Raw genomic sequence first — 15,202 nt, 5'->3', positions numbered from 1 at the left:
ATCTATATTCCTCAGTATGTATATATTATACCTGCGTGACTAACGCCATTTAAACCATAGACGGCACAATAGTCCCCTACGTAAATATACCCATTCAGATTTGTCACATATAAAGATTAATACAATCAGCTATATTATGTAGATCTGGATCACACAAATTCAAATATTTCGCAATATTATGAAACTTATTATTGAACTTATACCACTGCGTCATTTAAAAATAGTTTGCCATTGACGAACCCCTTCGTTTAGCAATGGTTTAGGAAACACACCAAGAAAAAATTATAAGGATTATTTAGAATGAAACTTAAATTAGTTGCAGTGGCAGTGACTAGCCTGTTGGCGGCAGGTGCGGTAAACGCAGCTGAGGTATATAACAAAGACGCAAACAAACTGGATATCTACGGTAAAGTTCACGCTCAGCATTACTTCTCTGACGACAACGGCAGCGATGGCGACAAAACCTACGCGCGTCTGGGCTTCAAAGGCGAAACTCAGATCAATGACCAGCTGGTTGGTTTTGGTCAGTGGGAATATGAATTCAAAGGTAACCGTACTGAATCCACCGGTGGTTCCAACAGCGACAAAACTCGTCTGGCATTCGCTGGTCTGAAATTCGCTGAATACGGTTCTTTCGACTACGGTCGTAACTACGGCGTAGCATACGACATCGGCGCATGGACCGACGTCCTGCCTGAGTTCGGTGGTGATACCTGGACCCAGACTGACGTATTCATGACTGGCCGTACTACTGGCGTTGCAACCTACCGTAACACCGACTTCTTCGGTCTGGTAGAAGGTCTGAACTTTGCTGCTCAGTACCAGGGCAAAAACGACCGTGACAACGACAAAGAAGCTAATGGCGACGGTTTCGGTCTGTCTTCTACTTACGAGTATGAAGGCTTCGGTGTAGGTGCTACCTATGCGAAATCTGACCGTACTGATTCCCAGAACAACCACAATGGTCTGTTCAAAGCTGACGGTAAGAACGCTGAAGTTTGGGCTGCTGGCCTGAAATATGATGCGAACAACATCTACCTGGCAACTACCTACTCTGAAACCCGTAACATGACTACCTTTGGTGGTACTGTTAACGGTAATAAGATCAACGGTATTGCAAATAAAGCACAGAACTTTGAAGCTGTTGCTCAGTACCAGTTCGACTTTGGTCTGCGTCCGTCCGTTGCTTACCTGAAATCCAAAGGTAAAGACATTGCAGTATACGGCGACCAGGATCTGGTTGAATACGTAGACCTGGGTGCTACCTACTACTTCAACAAAAACATGTCTACCTTCGTTGATTATAAAATCAACCTGCTGGATGATAACAACTTCACTCGCGCTGCCGGTGTAAGCACTGACAACATCGTGGCTGTTGGTCTGAACTACCAGTTCTAATTTTGTTGTAGTCTGAATACAAAGCCAGTCCTCCAAGGGCTGGCTTTTTCTCTTAATGTAGACTCGGTCATAAGGAGTATGCCGTGCAGACATTCACTGGTCGTTGTCTTTGCGGACAGAGTCATTTTACCGTTGACGTCGAAATGCTGGATGTCTATGCCTGCCACTGTACGCTGTGTCAGAAATGGTCAGGCGGCATCGCCATGTATCTGGAAGCCAGCGCTCACCCGCAGATGTCGCCAGAATCGGCAGAACCTTCGCACTTTCCTTCTTCAAATCGTGGTGAACGGTTCTTCTGTTCCGGCTGCGGATGCCCACTGTGGTTTACGTTGACGGACAGCGATCGCTACTTTATTCCATGGACACTTCTGGAACTTAATGAGGTAGATCGCCGCCGCCTGATATTAGCGGCAGAGATCTATACGGAAACACAGCCTGCGTTCTGGAGACTGACGGGGCAATACGCTCGACTGAGTGGGAAAGAAGTCGAAGAGATGGATTACCCCTGTCATTTAGCTCACTAGTTATTAACGTTGTACCTTTGCCAGACTGAACCACATTCCTATCGCTAATATGATAAGCATGCTGCCGGCGCTGCTTAAGGCCACGCTATGTGACCAGGTGAACGCTTCTCTGGCAGCCGTCAGCAATGCCTCACTCAGTGACGACGGGAGCGAGTGCGCCAGTTGTACCGCCTCCCCCATTGACGATGTGGCTCGTTCTACTTCCTGCGGATTAAGTCCGGCTGGCGGCAGAATCGATGCAGAAAAGCTACGGCTCAGCAGTAAGCCAAAGATAGCGATCCCAAGTCCTGCCCCCAGTTCATAAGCCATTGTCTCAATGGCGCCAGCGGCCGCGGCTTTTTCCGCCGGCGCTGCTGCCATGATAGCCGTCGTTGAAGCCAGGAGCGCACTGGCGGCGCTGAAACCGAGCAAAGCCATCAAAATCCAGGCTTGTACCTGTTGGCTACTGAAATCCGTCATCGCCAGGCCGTAAAAACTGACGGCGCTCAGCGCCATGCCCGCCGTTGCCACACAACGTAATCCAAGGCGTGAAACCAACATACCGGCAATCGGTCCGCTGAAACCACTTGCCAGCATCACAGGCAGCATGAACAATCCAGCCTGATATGGTGTTAAACCGTGAACAAACTGTAGTTCCTGAGCCATCAGCAACTCAAAACCCACCAGCGTTATCATCGCGGTCATCGCCATCACTACACCGCTCAAGATAATGCGATGCGTGAACAGACGCATATCAATCATCGGGCGAGCTGCCGCAAGCTGGATACGGACAAACTGCCACAACAGTAAAGCGCCGGTTAACAGCGTCAGGGCGATGGCAACGGTCGCCGTATGCCCTTTCAGCGCAGTTTTAGCGCTGTAAACCAACAGCAGAATGGCAACAATCAGCATTATCGCATGACCAAAATTTAACGATTGATCGCGACGTCCGGCCTGGCGTGGCACTAAGCGTGCGGTTAAGGCCATTACCACCAGGACAATTGGCACATTAATTAAGAATACGGACCCCCAGTAGAAGTGCTCCAGCAGCATCCCGCCGACCAGTGGGCCAAACGCCGCACCGCCGGAACCGACCGCTGCCCAGACGCCGAGCGCCATATTTCGATGCCGTTGCTCAGAGAACGTGGCGCGAATACCCGCCAGCGTTGCCGGAACAATCATCGCCGCGCCAATCGCCAATACCGCTCGGGTGGCAATCAGCCAGCTTGCGCTATGAGCAAAAGCGGCCGCCAGCGATGCGAGACCAAATAATCCACCGCCTAACAGCAGCAGACGTTTAAAGCCGATGCGATCGCCCAGCGCACCCATTGGCAATACCATTCCGGCCATTACCAGGGAATAAATATCAATGATCCACAGCAGCTCGTTGCCACTGGCACCCAGCGTCATACTCAGCGTGGGCGCGGCAACGTGCAGCACCGTTGCATCAATCGCAACAGGGATGTAGACCAGCACAATAATGACTAACGTTAACCACTGACGAAACATAAAACTCCCTAACGAAACCAAAACTGGACACATGTCCAGCTTTAGCGATCCTACGGAAAATTGAACATATGTCCAACTTTTTGTTAGACTGCGATCTATACGGGTACAGGAGGAATGATGAGCTATCTAAATCGGGATGAACGTCGGGAAGTGATTCTGCAAGCAGCAATGCATGTCGCACTTGAAGAAGGATTTTCCGCCATGACGGTTCGACGCATTGCTGCAGAAGCTCACGTCGCGACGGGCCAGGTACATCACCATTTCGCCTCTGCCGGCGAACTCAAATCCCAGGCATTTGTGCGCCTTATCCGCACTCTACTTGATGCCGAACTGGTCAGCGAAGACGCCAGTTTCCGTGAGCGACTGCATGCGATGCTAGGCAGTGAAGATGGTGGTCTGGAACCCTATATTAAGCTATGGCGTGAAGCACAGGTTGTTGCGGGTAAAGATCCGGAAATTAAAAGCGCCTACCTGTTGACCATGCGAATGTGGCACGAAGAAACCGCCAACATCATTACACAAGGACAGAAAGCCGGTGAGTTCTCATCCGCGCCTGATGCCGCCGACGTCGCATGGCGCTTAATCGCATTAGTCTGCGGCCTGGATGGTATGTACATATTAGGTATTGAGGAAATGGCCGATCCTGCATTCGATCGTCATCTTGATCGTATGATAACGCAGGAGTTATTTATTTGATGTAATAGATGGATTAACAATACATCTTTTATGTTTACAATTAGTAACACTTAAGCAACGTGTAATTCTCCCATCACGCCGCGTTATTGCGCTTTTTTATCTATTCTTTCAGTCAATATTCCTAAAACTTTTCAATAGTTTCTAAAAAGAAGCCGCGCGGCGCTGCATGCGTTTATTTCTTTTTCATGAACGGCATGTGCATGGAGAATAATATGTCATCATCAAATGAGAAAAATAATCGTTATCTTTTAACGGACTGGAAACCAGAGAACCCCGGCTTTTGGGAAAATAAAGGCAAGCACATTGCGCGCAGAAACCTCTGGATATCAGTGAGTTGCCTGCTTCTTGCGTTTTGCGTTTGGATGCTGTTCAGTGCCGTAGCCGTCAATCTGAATAAAATTGGTTTTAATTTCACCACCGACCAACTGTTTTTATTAACGGCATTGCCATCTCTTTCTGGTGCAATATTACGCGTACCCTACTCCTTTATGGTACCTATATTTGGTGGTCGTCGCTGGACCATTTTTAGCACGATTATTCTGGTTATTCCCTGCGTCTGGCTCGGATTTGCCGTGCAAAATACCGCTACTCCGTTTGGAGTATTTATAATCATTGCGCTGATGTGTGGTTTTGCTGGCGCTAACTTTGCCTCCAGCATGGGCAATATCAGCTTTTTCTTCCCCAAAGCGAAGCAAGGTAGCGCATTAGGCGTTAACGGTGGTCTCGGCAACCTCGGCGTCAGCGTGATGCAGTTGATCGCGCCACTGGTGATCTTTCTGCCCATATTTACCTTTTTGGGCGTACAGGGCGTACCGCAAGCTGACGGCTCGTTATTGTCGCTGGCCAATGCAGCATGGATATGGGTGCCGTTACTGCTGATAGCCACCGTGGCAGCGGGAATGGGAATGAACGACATTGCCAGCTCGAAGGCCTCAATTGCCTCCCAGTTACCGGTACTCAAGCGTTTTCATCTGTGGTTATTAAGTCTGCTGTATCTCGCCACCTTCGGTTCATTTATAGGTTTTTCGGCAGGCTTTGCCATGCTGGCGAAAACCCAGTTCCCCGACGTGAATATCCTGCAACTGGCGTTCTTCGGCCCCTTCATCGGCGCGCTTGCACGATCGGCGGGTGGTGTTATCTCTGACAAGTTTGGTGGTGTGCGTGTCACCTTAATTAACTTCATCTTTATGGCACTGTTCAGCGCCCTGCTGTTTCTCACTTTGCCCGGCTCGGGCGAAGGTAGCTTTATCGCGTTTTACCTGGTGTTTATGGGCTTGTTCCTGACCGCGGGTCTGGGCAGCGGTTCAACCTTCCAGATGATTGCGGTGATCTTTCGCAAAATCACAATTTATCGGGTGAAGCTGCATGGTGGTACCGAAGAACAGGCTCAGCGGGAAGCGGTAACCGATACCGCAGCCGCCCTGGGATTTATTTCCGCTATTGGCGCAGTGGGGGGCTTCTTCATTCCTAAAGCGTTCGGCTCATCGCTGGCGTTGACCGGCTCTCCGGTGGGTGCCATGAAAATATTCCTCGTGTTTTACATCGTCTGCGTGCTGGTGACCTGGTTGGTCTATGGCCGTAAATCACAAAAAAAATAACAAAATGGATACCGCAGGATCGGACATTTAGGTAGGTCGGATCAGGCCTGGAGTTCGATTCACCGTCGGCAATATTATCGAAGCAGGAGTTATGTCATGAGTAAACTGTTAGACCGCTTTCGCTACTTTAAACAAAAGGGCGATACGTTTGCCGAGGGGCACGGGCAAGTGATGCACACCAACCGGGACTGGGAAGACAGCTATCGTCAGCGCTGGCAGTTCGACAAAATTGTGCGTTCTACCCACGGCGTTAACTGTACCGGCTCATGCAGCTGGAAGATCTACGTTAAAAACGGGCTGGTGACCTGGGAAACGCAGCAAACCGACTACCCGCGTACTCGTCCTGACCTGCCAAATCATGAGCCCCGTGGCTGTCCACGCGGCGCCAGCTACTCGTGGTATCTCTATAGCGCTAACCGCCTGAAATATCCCCTGGTGCGTAAACGCTTAATCGAATTGTGGCGCGACGCCCTCTCCCGCCAGCCCGATCCGGTGCTGGCCTGGGAATCCATTATGAACGACCCGCAAAAATGCCAGAGCTACAAGCAGGTACGCGGGCGCGGTGGATTTATCCGTTCGAACTGGAAAGAGCTTAATCAGCTGATTGCTGCCGCCAACGTCTGGACGGTGAAAACCTACGGCCCGGATCGCGTGGTCGGCTTCTCCCCGATCCCGGCGATGTCGATGGTTTCCTATGCCGCCGGCACACGCTATCTCTCGCTAATCGGCGGAACCTGTCTGAGTTTCTATGACTGGTACTGCGACTTACCGCCCGCGTCACCGATGACCTGGGGCGAGCAGACCGACGTTCCTGAATCCGCCGACTGGTATAACTCCAGCTATATCATCGCCTGGGGTTCTAACGTGCCGCAGACCCGTACCCCGGATGCGCACTTTTTCACAGAAGTACGCTACAAAGGCACCAAGACGATTGCCATTACGCCGGATTACTCGGAAGTCGCTAAACTGTGCGATCAGTGGCTGGCCCCCAAACAAGGGACAGACAGCGCGCTGGCAATGGCGATGGGCCACGTCATCCTGAAAGAGTTCCACCTCGACAATCCCAGCGATTATTTCCTCAATTACTGTCGTCGCTATACCGACATGCCGATGCTGGTTTTACTGGATGCCCGCGAAGATGGCAGCTACGTGCCTGGACGCATGATGCGTGCTTCAGACCTTGTCGATGGCCTGGGTGAAAGCAACAATCCGGAGTGGAAAACGGTAGCCTTTAACAGCGCTGGCGAACTGGTTGTCCCGAACGGATCTATCGGTTTTCGCTGGGGGGAAAAAGGCAAATGGAACCTGGAACCACTGGCGGCTGGCGCTGAAACTGAACTTTCTCTTTCGCTGCTTGGTCAGCATGATGAAGTGACCGGCGTGGCATTCCCCTATTTTGGCGGCAACGAAAACCCACATTTTCGCAGTGTAAAACAAGAACCGGTGCTGATCCGTCAACTGCCGGTAAAACATCTTACCCTCGCTGACGGTAGCCGTTGCCCGGTGGTGAGCGTCTATGATCTGGTGCTGGCAAATTATGGCCTCGATCGTGGTCTGGATGACGTTCATAGCGCGCAAGATTACAGCGAAGTGAAAGCCTACACCCCGGCCTGGGGCGAGCAAATTACCGGTGTGCCACGCCGTCATATCGAACAGATCGCCCGTGAGTTTGCCGATACGGCGCACAAAACGCATGGCCGTTCGATGATCATTCTCGGGGCTGGCGTCAACCACTGGTATCACATGGATATGAACTACCGTGGCATGATTAATATCCTGGTGTTCTGTGGCTGTGTGGGACAAAGCGGCGGCGGCTGGGCGCACTATGTGGGTCAGGAGAAACTGCGTCCGCAAACCGGTTGGTTGCCGCTGGCCTTTGCGCTGGACTGGAACCGACCACCGCGTCAGATGAACAGCACTTCGTTTTTCTACAACCATTCCAGCCAGTGGCGTTATGAAAAACTTACCGCGCAGGAACTCCTCTCTCCACTGGCCGATGCGTCGAAGTTTAGCGGACATTTGATTGACTTTAACGTGCGGGCTGAAAGGATGGGCTGGCTGCCGTCTGCGCCGCAGCTTAACCTCAACCCTTTGACTGTTAAAGCAAAAGCCGAACAAGCAGGGCTATCTCCTGCGCAATACACCGCACAGGCGCTGAAGTCAGGTGATATTCGTTTTGCCTGCGAACAGCCAGATAACGGCAAAAACCATCCGCGCAACCTCTTCGTCTGGCGCTCTAACCTGCTCGGCTCCTCCGGTAAAGGGCATGAATACATGCTCAAATATTTGCTGGGTACCGAAAGCGGGATCCAGGGGGAAGCGCTCGGTTCAAGCGAGGGTATTAAACCTGAAGAGGTTGAATGGCAGTCGGCGGCGATAGAGGGCAAGCTCGATCTGCTGGTCACGCTCGATTTCCGTATGTCCAGTACCTGTTTGTTCTCCGATATCGTTCTGCCAACCGCTACCTGGTATGAAAAAGACGATATGAATACCTCGGATATGCATCCGTTTATTCACCCGTTGTCTGCGGCGGTCGACCCGGCATGGGAATCGAAGAGCGACTGGGAAATTTATAAAGGCATCGCCAAAGTATTTTCTGAGGTTTGCGTCGGACACCTTGGACAAGAAACGGATGTGGTATTGCAACCGCTGCAACACGACTCTCCGGCAGAGCTGGCGCAGCCGTTTGACATTCAGGACTGGCGCAAAGGCGAATGCGATCTCCTCCCGGGCAAAACGGCACCGAATATCGCCGTTGTGGAGCGTGACTACCCCGCCACCTACGAACGCTTTACTTCACTTGGCCCGCTCATGGACAAACTCGGTAACGGCGGGAAAGGCATTGCGTGGAATACCCAGGCGGAAGTCGATTTCCTCGGCAAGCTGAACTACACCAAGCGCGAAGGCCCGGCAAAAGGACGCCCGCTGATTGACACCGCGCTGGATGCCTCTGAGGTGATCCTCGCCCTGGCACCGGAAACAAACGGTCAGGTGGCGGTGAAAGCCTGGGAAGCGCTGGGGGCGATGACCGGACGCGACCATACGCACCTGGCGTTGAACAAAGAAGACGAAAAGATCCGTTTTCGCGATATCCAGGCGCAGCCGCGCAAAATCATCTCCAGCCCCACCTGGTCCGGGTTGGAAAGTGAACATGTTTCCTATAACGCAGGCTATACCAACGTCCACGAGCTGATCCCATGGCGTACCCTGTCCGGTCGCCAGCAGCTGTACCAGGATCACGCGTGGATGCGAGCGTTCGGTGAAAGTCTGGTGGCGTATCGTCCACCTATCGATACCCGCAGCGTCAGTGAAATGCGCGAGGTTCCGCCTAACGGCTTCCCGGAAAAAGCGCTCAACTTCCTGACGCCGCACCAGAAATGGGGGATCCACTCCACCTATAGCGAAAACCTGCTGATGCTGACGCTGTCGCGCGGCGGACCGATTGTCTGGATCAGTGAAACCGATGCCAAAGAGCTGGGCATTGAGGATAACGACTGGATTGAAGCCTTCAACGCCAACGGTGCGCTCACCGCGCGTGCAGTGGTGAGTCAACGCGTGCCACCGGGAATGACCATGATGTATCACGCTCAGGAGCGAATCATGAATATCCCTGGCTCAGAAGTGACCGGGATGCGCGGCGGGATCCATAACTCGGTGACCCGCGTCTGCCCGAAACCCACGCACATGATAGGTGGCTATGCGCAGCTGGCATACAGCTTCAACTATTACGGTACGGTCGGCTCTAACCGCGATGAGTTCATCATGATTAGAAAAATGAAAAATATTAACTGGCTGGATGATGAAGGTCGCGATCAGGTACAGGAGGCGAAAAAATGAAAATACGCTCACAGGTAGGCATGGTTCTTAATCTGGATAAGTGCATCGGCTGCCACACCTGCTCCGTCACCTGTAAAAACGTCTGGACCGGGCGTGAAGGGATGGAATATGCATGGTTTAACAACGTCGAGACTAAACCGGGGATTGGTTATCCAAAAAACTGGGAAGATCAGGAAGAGTGGCAAGGCGGCTGGGTTCGCGATGTTAACGGCAAGATAAGACCGCGTCTGGGCGGTAAGATGGGCGTTATCACCAAAATTTTCGCCAACCCGGTAATCCCGCAAATCGATGATTACTATGAGCCGTTTACTTACGATTATCAGCATCTGCATAGCGCGCCGGAAAGCAAGAATCAGCCCACCGCGCGTCCGCGTTCGCTGATCGATGGTAAGCGGATGGACAAGATTATCTGGGGTCCAAACTGGGAAGAACTGCTTGGCGGCGAATTTTCAAAACGTGCCCGCGACCGTAACTTCGAGAAGATGCAAAAAGAGATGTACGGCCAGTTCGAAAACACCTTCATGATGTATTTACCGCGCCTGTGCGAGCACTGCCTGAATCCAAGCTGTGTCGCCACCTGCCCAAGCGGTGCTATCTATAAGCGTGAAGAAGACGGCATTGTGCTGATCGACCAGGACAAATGTCGCGGCTGGCGCTTGTGCATCAGCGGCTGTCCGTACAAAAAAATCTACTTTAACTGGAAGAGCGGTAAGTCAGAGAAGTGCATTTTCTGCTACCCACGTATTGAGTCCGGCCAGCCGACGGTATGTTCGGAAACCTGCGTTGGACGTATTCGTTATCTCGGCGTATTGCTGTACGACGCCGACCGCATCGAAGAAGCGGCCAGCACCGAGCATGAAACCGATCTCTATGAGCGTCAGTGCGATGTGTTCCTCAATCCGCACGATCCGGCGGTCATTGAAGAGGCGTTAAAACAAGGTATTCCGCACAACGTCATCGAAGCGGCCCAACGTTCGCCAGTCTACAAAATGGCGATGGACTGGAAACTGGCGCTGCCGCTGCACCCGGAATATCGCACCCTGCCGATGGTCTGGTATGTACCGCCATTGTCACCGATTCAGTCGGTCGCCGACGCGGGCGGACTGCCGCACAATGGCAACATTTTGCCGGCGGTTGAGTCGCTGCGAATTCCGGTTCAGTACCTCGCCAACATGCTCAGTGCGGGTGATACCGGTCCGGTGCTGCGCGCGCTGAAACGTATGATGGCCATGCGCCACTATATGCGTGCGCAAACAGTGGAAGGCGTGACGGACACCCGCGCGATTGAGGAAGTAGGTTTGACCGTTGAGCAGGTTGAAGAGATGTATCGCTATCTGGCCATCGCCAACTATGAGGACCGCTTTGTGATCCCGACCAGCCACCGTGAAATGGCGCGCGATGCCTTCCCGGAGAAAAACGGCTGCGGATTTACTTTCGGTGACGGCTGCCATGGCTCAGATACCAAATTCAACCTGTTTAACAGTAGCCGTATTGATGCCATCGACATCACCGAAGTGCGCGATAAAGCGGAGGGTGAATAATGCAAATCCTGAAGGTTATCGGCCTGCTGATGGAATATCCCGACGAGCTGCTGTGGGAGTATAAAGACGACGCGCTGGCGCTTGTGGCCAGCGATGCCCCCATGCTTACCGAATTTAGCCAGGGATTGCTCAATGCGCCACTGCTGGATAAACAAGCGGAATGGTGCGAAATCTTTGACCGGGGCCGGGCCACCTCTCTGCTGCTGTTTGAGCACGTGCACGCCGAGTCCCGTGACCGGGGTCAGGCGATGGTTGATCTGCTGGCGCAGTATGAAAAGGTCGGGCTACAGCTCGACTGCCGCGAACTACCGGATCATCTGCCGTTGTATCTGGAGTATTTGAGCGTGTTGCCGGAGGACCAGGCCAAAGAAGGACTGCAGAACGTTGCTCCGATTCTGGCTCTGTTGGGCGGGCGCTTAAAACAGCGCGATACGCCATGGTATCAACTGTTTGACGCCCTGCTGCTGCTTGCCGGAAGCCCTCTTTCAAGTGACAGTGTCACTAAGCAGGTTGGTGCTGAAACCCGCGATGATACTCGTCAGGCGCTGGATGCGGTGTGGGAAGAGGAACAGGTGAAGTTTATCGAGGATAACGCCACCGCCTGCGACAGTTCACCGTTACAAAACTATCAACGACGCTTTAGCCAGGACGTTGCGCCGCAGTATGTCGACGTCAGCGCGGGAGGCCCGAAATGATACAGTACCTGAACGTCTTTTTTTACGATATCTACCCGTACCTGTGCGGTACGGTATTTATCCTCGGCAGTTGGCTACGCTATGACTACGGGCAATACACCTGGCGCGCCTCTTCCAGCCAGATGCTGGACAAACGCGGCATGGTGCTGTGGTCAAACCTGTTCCACATCGGCATTCTGGGGATCTTTTTCGGTCACCTGTTCGGCATGCTAACGCCGCACTGGATGTATGCCTGGTTCCTGCCGATTGCGGTGAAACAACAGATGGCGATGATTGCCGGTGGGCTTTGTGGCGTACTGACGCTGGTTGGTGGCGCAGGCTTGCTGGTGCGGCGTCTGACCAACCCGCGCATACGTGCAACGTCTTCCACCGCTGATATTCTGATCCTTTGCGTTCTGCTGATTCAGTGTATCCTCGGCTTAACCACCATCCCGTTCTCCGCACAACATCCTGACGGTAGTGAAATGCTGAAACTGGTTGGTTGGGCGCAGTCAGTGGTAACTTTCCAGGGCGGCGCATCTGCACATCTGGATGGTGTGGCGTTGATTTTCCGTGTGCACCTGGTTCTGGGGATGACTATCTTCCTGCTATTCCCGTTCACCCGTCTGGTCCACGTATGGAGTGCGCCGTTTGAGTACTTCACTCGCCGCTATCAAATAGTTCGTTCCCGCCGATAATTGAACTCTGATGCCCGGTAGCGCTTGCGCTTACCGGGCCTGCATCGCTATCCCGCTTTTTGTACGTTATGATGCTTCTCCATTTCAGGGAGAACGCTAATGAAACCACAGGTTTACCACGTCGATGCCTTTACCCCGGTCCCTTTTCGCGGCAACTCAGCAGGTGTGGTTTTACATGCTGATGGGCTGAGTGACGCGCAGATGCAGCTCATCGCTCGCGAGCTGCGTCATTCAGAAACCGCATTTCTGCTGACCAGTGACGACAGCGATGTTCGCATCCGCTATTTCACCCCGACGGTAGAAGTTCCTATCTGTGGGCATGCTACCGTCGCCGCGCATTATGTGCGGGCTAAGGTGCTGGGTCTGGGCAACTGCACGGTCTGGCAAACCTCGCTGGCCGGACGTCATCGGGTGGATATTGACGCTACCGGGAATGACTATCGCATTAGCCTTGAGCAAGGTGAACCGGGTTTTGAACCTCCGCTGGAGGGCGCTGTTCGTACTGCGATTCTCGATGCGCTGCACCTGAGCGAAGACGATATGCTGGCAGGCTTACCCATTCAGGTTGCCACGACCGGACATTCGAAAGTGATGATTCCACTGAAACCCGAGGTGGACCTTGACGCCCTTTCCCCTGATTTACCGGCTTTGACCGCCATCAGCCAGCAAATTGGCTGTAACGGCTTTTTCCCTTTTCAAATCCGCGAGGGCGAAAATGCCACTGATGGCCGCATGTTTTCACCTGCTATTGGTATTGTGGAAGACCCGGTTACCGGCAATGCCAACGGTCCAATGGGCGCGTGGCTGGTCCACCATGGGCTGATGGCGCATGATGGGAAAACGTTACGTGTTCAGGGACATCAGGGCCGTGCGCTCGGGCGCGACGGGATTGTTGATGTGACGGTGACTATCCGTGAAAACCAGCCGGAAAAAGTCACCATTACCGGTTCGGCGGTGATCCTGTTTCACGCAGAATGGGCGATAGATTTTTAATTGTTCCCGAAGGCCGGATAAGGCGATGACGCCGTATCCGGCATGACTTCCGATGCCCCTATTTCCCCGCCTCCGGATGCGTATCAAACGCCGCCATGACCGTCGCCAGCTCATCTTCGGTAAACCCATGCTTCACGTCATCCACACCCAGTCCAAATCGTTCTTGCAACAACGCATACAAACTGGCGACATCAGGCAAATTAATCTGCTCTACCGCATGTCCATCCTGATAATGGGTAAAGTGAAAATTGGTTAACGTTAATTTCCCGCCGTCGGGCAGATGACGGCACATCAGCAGATGATGGCGAAAATGTGATTGCGGCCAGTGTGCGGACCAGAAGTTGCCCATCAGATAATCGCTCTGATGCTGCACGACCAGATCGAAACGATACATTGACTGCCAGTGTTCGTGATGACGGAACTGGAGGATCCAATCTTCACCTTCCTGAATCAGCCGATATTCGCCGTGTGGCGTCTTCTGCTCAGTGTTGGCCTGCAGACGAATCGGCGCCGTCAGCGTTTGTCCGCCGAAACCAACGTCGGCGATCCACTGTTCACCCTGCAATTCAACCAGCAACAAACGATGCGTGCGCGGCGGCAGACTTGACGGATTTGCCAGTACCACGCGACCGAGAAGGCTACGTACGTTAAAACCGATTTCGCGTAGCGCGCGTTCAAACACGCCATTCTGTTCAAAGCAATAACCGCCACGACGCGCCGTTACCAGCTTCTCTTCCAGCGACAAATCGTCAAGCTGCATCTCTCTTGGCAGTAATACATCCAGGTTTTCAAAGGGAATTGCGCTGTTGTGCAGTAGATGTAGCGCTTGCAAGGTTTCAAGGTTGACGTTGGCCGAACCTGACCAGCCAATACGGGCAAAATAAGCGGTTAAAAAAGGCGTCATACGGAGTTCCTGTTCGATTAATGCAGTACTTATAACGTATTTTTCGTTTTACGCTGTCGATTTTGTGCGTTGTTAATTCCTGTGAGGCGACAAAATCGCTAATACCGTTAATATCTATGTTTATTGTGGTGTGTTATCTCTCAGCCAAGGAGCATCCATGAGCCATTTTCGTCCGATCGAATTAAAACATGCCAGCCGGCTACTCAATCATGGCCCAACGATATTGATAACCAGCCGGGATGAGCATACCGAGCGGCGAAATGTGATGGCTGCGGCATGGTCAATGCCCGTGGAATTTGAGCCGCCGCGGGTAGCAATTGTTGTTGATAAGACCGCCTGGTCGCGGGATCTCATTGAACGTAGCGGTAAATTCGGCATCGTTATTCCGGGTATCGCCGCCGTCAACTGGACCTGGGCCGTAGGCAGCGTTTCCGGTCGCGTGGAAGATAAATTCAACTGTTACGGCATTCCCGTGGTGCAAGGACCCGTGCTAGGTTTACCGCTGATAGAAGCGAAATGTCTGGCCTGGATGGAGTGTCGCCTGTTGCCAGCCACGGCGGCACAGGAAAAATATGACACTCTGTTTGGGGAAGTGGTCTCCGCTGCCGCTGATGAGCGAGCCTTCGTGGAAGGACGCTGGCAGTTTGATGATGGCAAGTTCAATACTCTGCATCACCTTGGGGCCGGAACGTTTATCTCCAGCGGGAAACGTATTATCGCAGGAGAATGATAGTATGCTAACGGATGGCAGTTCTGCTCTGTCATCCACAACTGTTTTCTTAAAACTTCTGAAAAACCAGTTAGATAAATTACTCTGCCTTCCTTGCCTAATCATTCATGTGAATTATAGT

General features: G+C 52.6%; 12 protein-coding genes. 10 read left to right on the top strand and 2 right to left on the bottom strand.

The annotated features are described in order from the left end of the window. Positions 1–300 precede the first annotated feature (300 nt). Both ompD and GHC22_RS11905 read left to right on the top strand, forming a co-directional pair. Entirely contained in the window at positions 301–1,398 is a 1,098-nt protein-coding gene (gene ompD / locus GHC22_RS11910; RefSeq protein ID WP_153753039.1) for a porin OmpD, read from the top strand. 143 nt (positions 1,399–1,541) lie between these two features. After that, the gene (locus GHC22_RS11905; RefSeq protein WP_153753983.1) at positions 1,542–1,922 is read left to right on the top strand and encodes a GFA family protein; all 381 of its coding nucleotides are present in this window, start codon (positions 1,542–1,544) and stop codon (positions 1,920–1,922) included. 3 nt (positions 1,923–1,925) lie between these two features. On the opposite strand, the gene GHC22_RS11900 is transcribed toward GHC22_RS11905, so the two are convergent. Then, complete coding sequence (locus GHC22_RS11900) at positions 1,926–3,410, bottom strand: MFS transporter (protein WP_153753037.1); 1,485 nt, start codon at positions 3,408–3,410, stop codon at positions 1,926–1,928. A gap of 117 nt (positions 3,411–3,527) precedes the next feature. Here GHC22_RS11900 and GHC22_RS11895 point away from each other — a divergent pair, with 117 nt between their 5' ends. From GHC22_RS11895 to GHC22_RS11865, 7 genes are all read left to right on the top strand, one after another. Next, positions 3,528–4,106, top strand: coding sequence for a TetR family transcriptional regulator (locus GHC22_RS11895; protein ID WP_048214178.1), 579 nt, complete (start codon positions 3,528–3,530; stop codon positions 4,104–4,106). 212 nt (positions 4,107–4,318) lie between these two features. Then, entirely contained in the window at positions 4,319–5,704 is a 1,386-nt protein-coding gene (locus tag GHC22_RS11890; RefSeq protein ID WP_008784805.1) for a NarK family nitrate/nitrite MFS transporter, read from the top strand. A 96-nt stretch (positions 5,705–5,800) separates the two neighbouring features. Then, positions 5,801–9,541: a nitrate reductase subunit alpha gene (locus tag GHC22_RS11885; RefSeq protein WP_008784806.1), complete on the top strand. Its 3,741-nt coding sequence runs from the start codon at positions 5,801–5,803 to the stop codon at positions 9,539–9,541. Beyond that, entirely contained in the window at positions 9,538–11,082 is a 1,545-nt protein-coding gene (gene narH / locus GHC22_RS11880; protein ID WP_008784807.1) for a nitrate reductase subunit beta, read from the top strand. The genes GHC22_RS11885 and narH overlap by 4 nt, the downstream gene beginning before the upstream one ends. Beyond that, positions 11,082–11,777, top strand: coding sequence for a nitrate reductase molybdenum cofactor assembly chaperone (narW, locus tag GHC22_RS11875; protein WP_048214176.1), 696 nt, complete (start codon positions 11,082–11,084; stop codon positions 11,775–11,777). The genes narH and narW overlap by 1 nt, the downstream gene beginning before the upstream one ends. Beyond that, positions 11,774–12,454, top strand: a complete 681-nt coding sequence (gene narI / locus GHC22_RS11870; protein WP_003833047.1) for a respiratory nitrate reductase subunit gamma — start codon at positions 11,774–11,776, stop codon at positions 12,452–12,454. Before narW ends, narI begins: the two co-directional genes overlap by 4 nt. 99 nt (positions 12,455–12,553) lie before the next feature. Next, positions 12,554–13,447 carry a PhzF family isomerase gene (locus GHC22_RS11865; protein ID WP_048227608.1) on the top strand — a complete coding sequence of 298 codons (894 nt, stop codon included), beginning with the start codon at positions 12,554–12,556 and terminating at the stop codon, positions 13,445–13,447. A gap of 58 nt (positions 13,448–13,505) precedes the next feature. Here GHC22_RS11865 and nhoA read toward each other — a convergent pair whose 3' ends face one another. Next, positions 13,506–14,351, bottom strand: coding sequence for an N-hydroxyarylamine O-acetyltransferase (gene nhoA, locus GHC22_RS11860; protein WP_048235350.1), 846 nt, complete (start codon positions 14,349–14,351; stop codon positions 13,506–13,508). A 157-nt stretch (positions 14,352–14,508) separates the two neighbouring features. Between nhoA and GHC22_RS11855 the strand changes: the two genes are divergently transcribed. Continuing rightward, a complete protein-coding gene (locus tag GHC22_RS11855) occupies positions 14,509–15,081 on the top strand; it encodes a flavin reductase family protein (RefSeq protein ID WP_153753036.1) in 573 nt (190 codons plus the stop codon). Positions 15,082–15,202 lie beyond the last annotated feature (121 nt).

The organism is Citrobacter sp. H12-3-2 (assembly GCF_009649895.1).
Classification (GTDB): Bacteria; Pseudomonadota; Gammaproteobacteria; order Enterobacterales; family Enterobacteriaceae; genus Citrobacter; species Citrobacter portucalensis.
This window is presented reverse-complemented; position numbering and strand designations above follow the sequence as displayed.

Coding starts and splice junctions, on each gene's coding strand:
- nhoA (WP_048235350.1), bottom strand. CDS start 14,351: ATGACGCCTTTTTTAACCGCTTATTTTGCCCGTATTGGCTGGTCAGGT.
- narW (WP_048214176.1), top strand. CDS start 11,082: ATGCAAATCCTGAAGGTTATCGGCCTGCTGATGGAATATCCCGACGAG.
- GHC22_RS11890 (WP_008784805.1), top strand. CDS start 4,319: ATGTCATCATCAAATGAGAAAAATAATCGTTATCTTTTAACGGACTGG.
- GHC22_RS11885 (WP_008784806.1), top strand. CDS start 5,801: ATGAGTAAACTGTTAGACCGCTTTCGCTACTTTAAACAAAAGGGCGAT.
- GHC22_RS11895 (WP_048214178.1), top strand. CDS start 3,528: ATGAGCTATCTAAATCGGGATGAACGTCGGGAAGTGATTCTGCAAGCA.
- GHC22_RS11855 (WP_153753036.1), top strand. CDS start 14,509: ATGAGCCATTTTCGTCCGATCGAATTAAAACATGCCAGCCGGCTACTC.
- GHC22_RS11865 (WP_048227608.1), top strand. CDS start 12,554: ATGAAACCACAGGTTTACCACGTCGATGCCTTTACCCCGGTCCCTTTT.
- narH (WP_008784807.1), top strand. CDS start 9,538: ATGAAAATACGCTCACAGGTAGGCATGGTTCTTAATCTGGATAAGTGC.
- narI (WP_003833047.1), top strand. CDS start 11,774: ATGATACAGTACCTGAACGTCTTTTTTTACGATATCTACCCGTACCTG.
- GHC22_RS11905 (WP_153753983.1), top strand. CDS start 1,542: ATGCTGGATGTCTATGCCTGCCACTGTACGCTGTGTCAGAAATGGTCA.
- GHC22_RS11900 (WP_153753037.1), bottom strand. CDS start 3,410: ATGTTTCGTCAGTGGTTAACGTTAGTCATTATTGTGCTGGTCTACATC.
- ompD (WP_153753039.1), top strand. CDS start 301: ATGAAACTTAAATTAGTTGCAGTGGCAGTGACTAGCCTGTTGGCGGCA.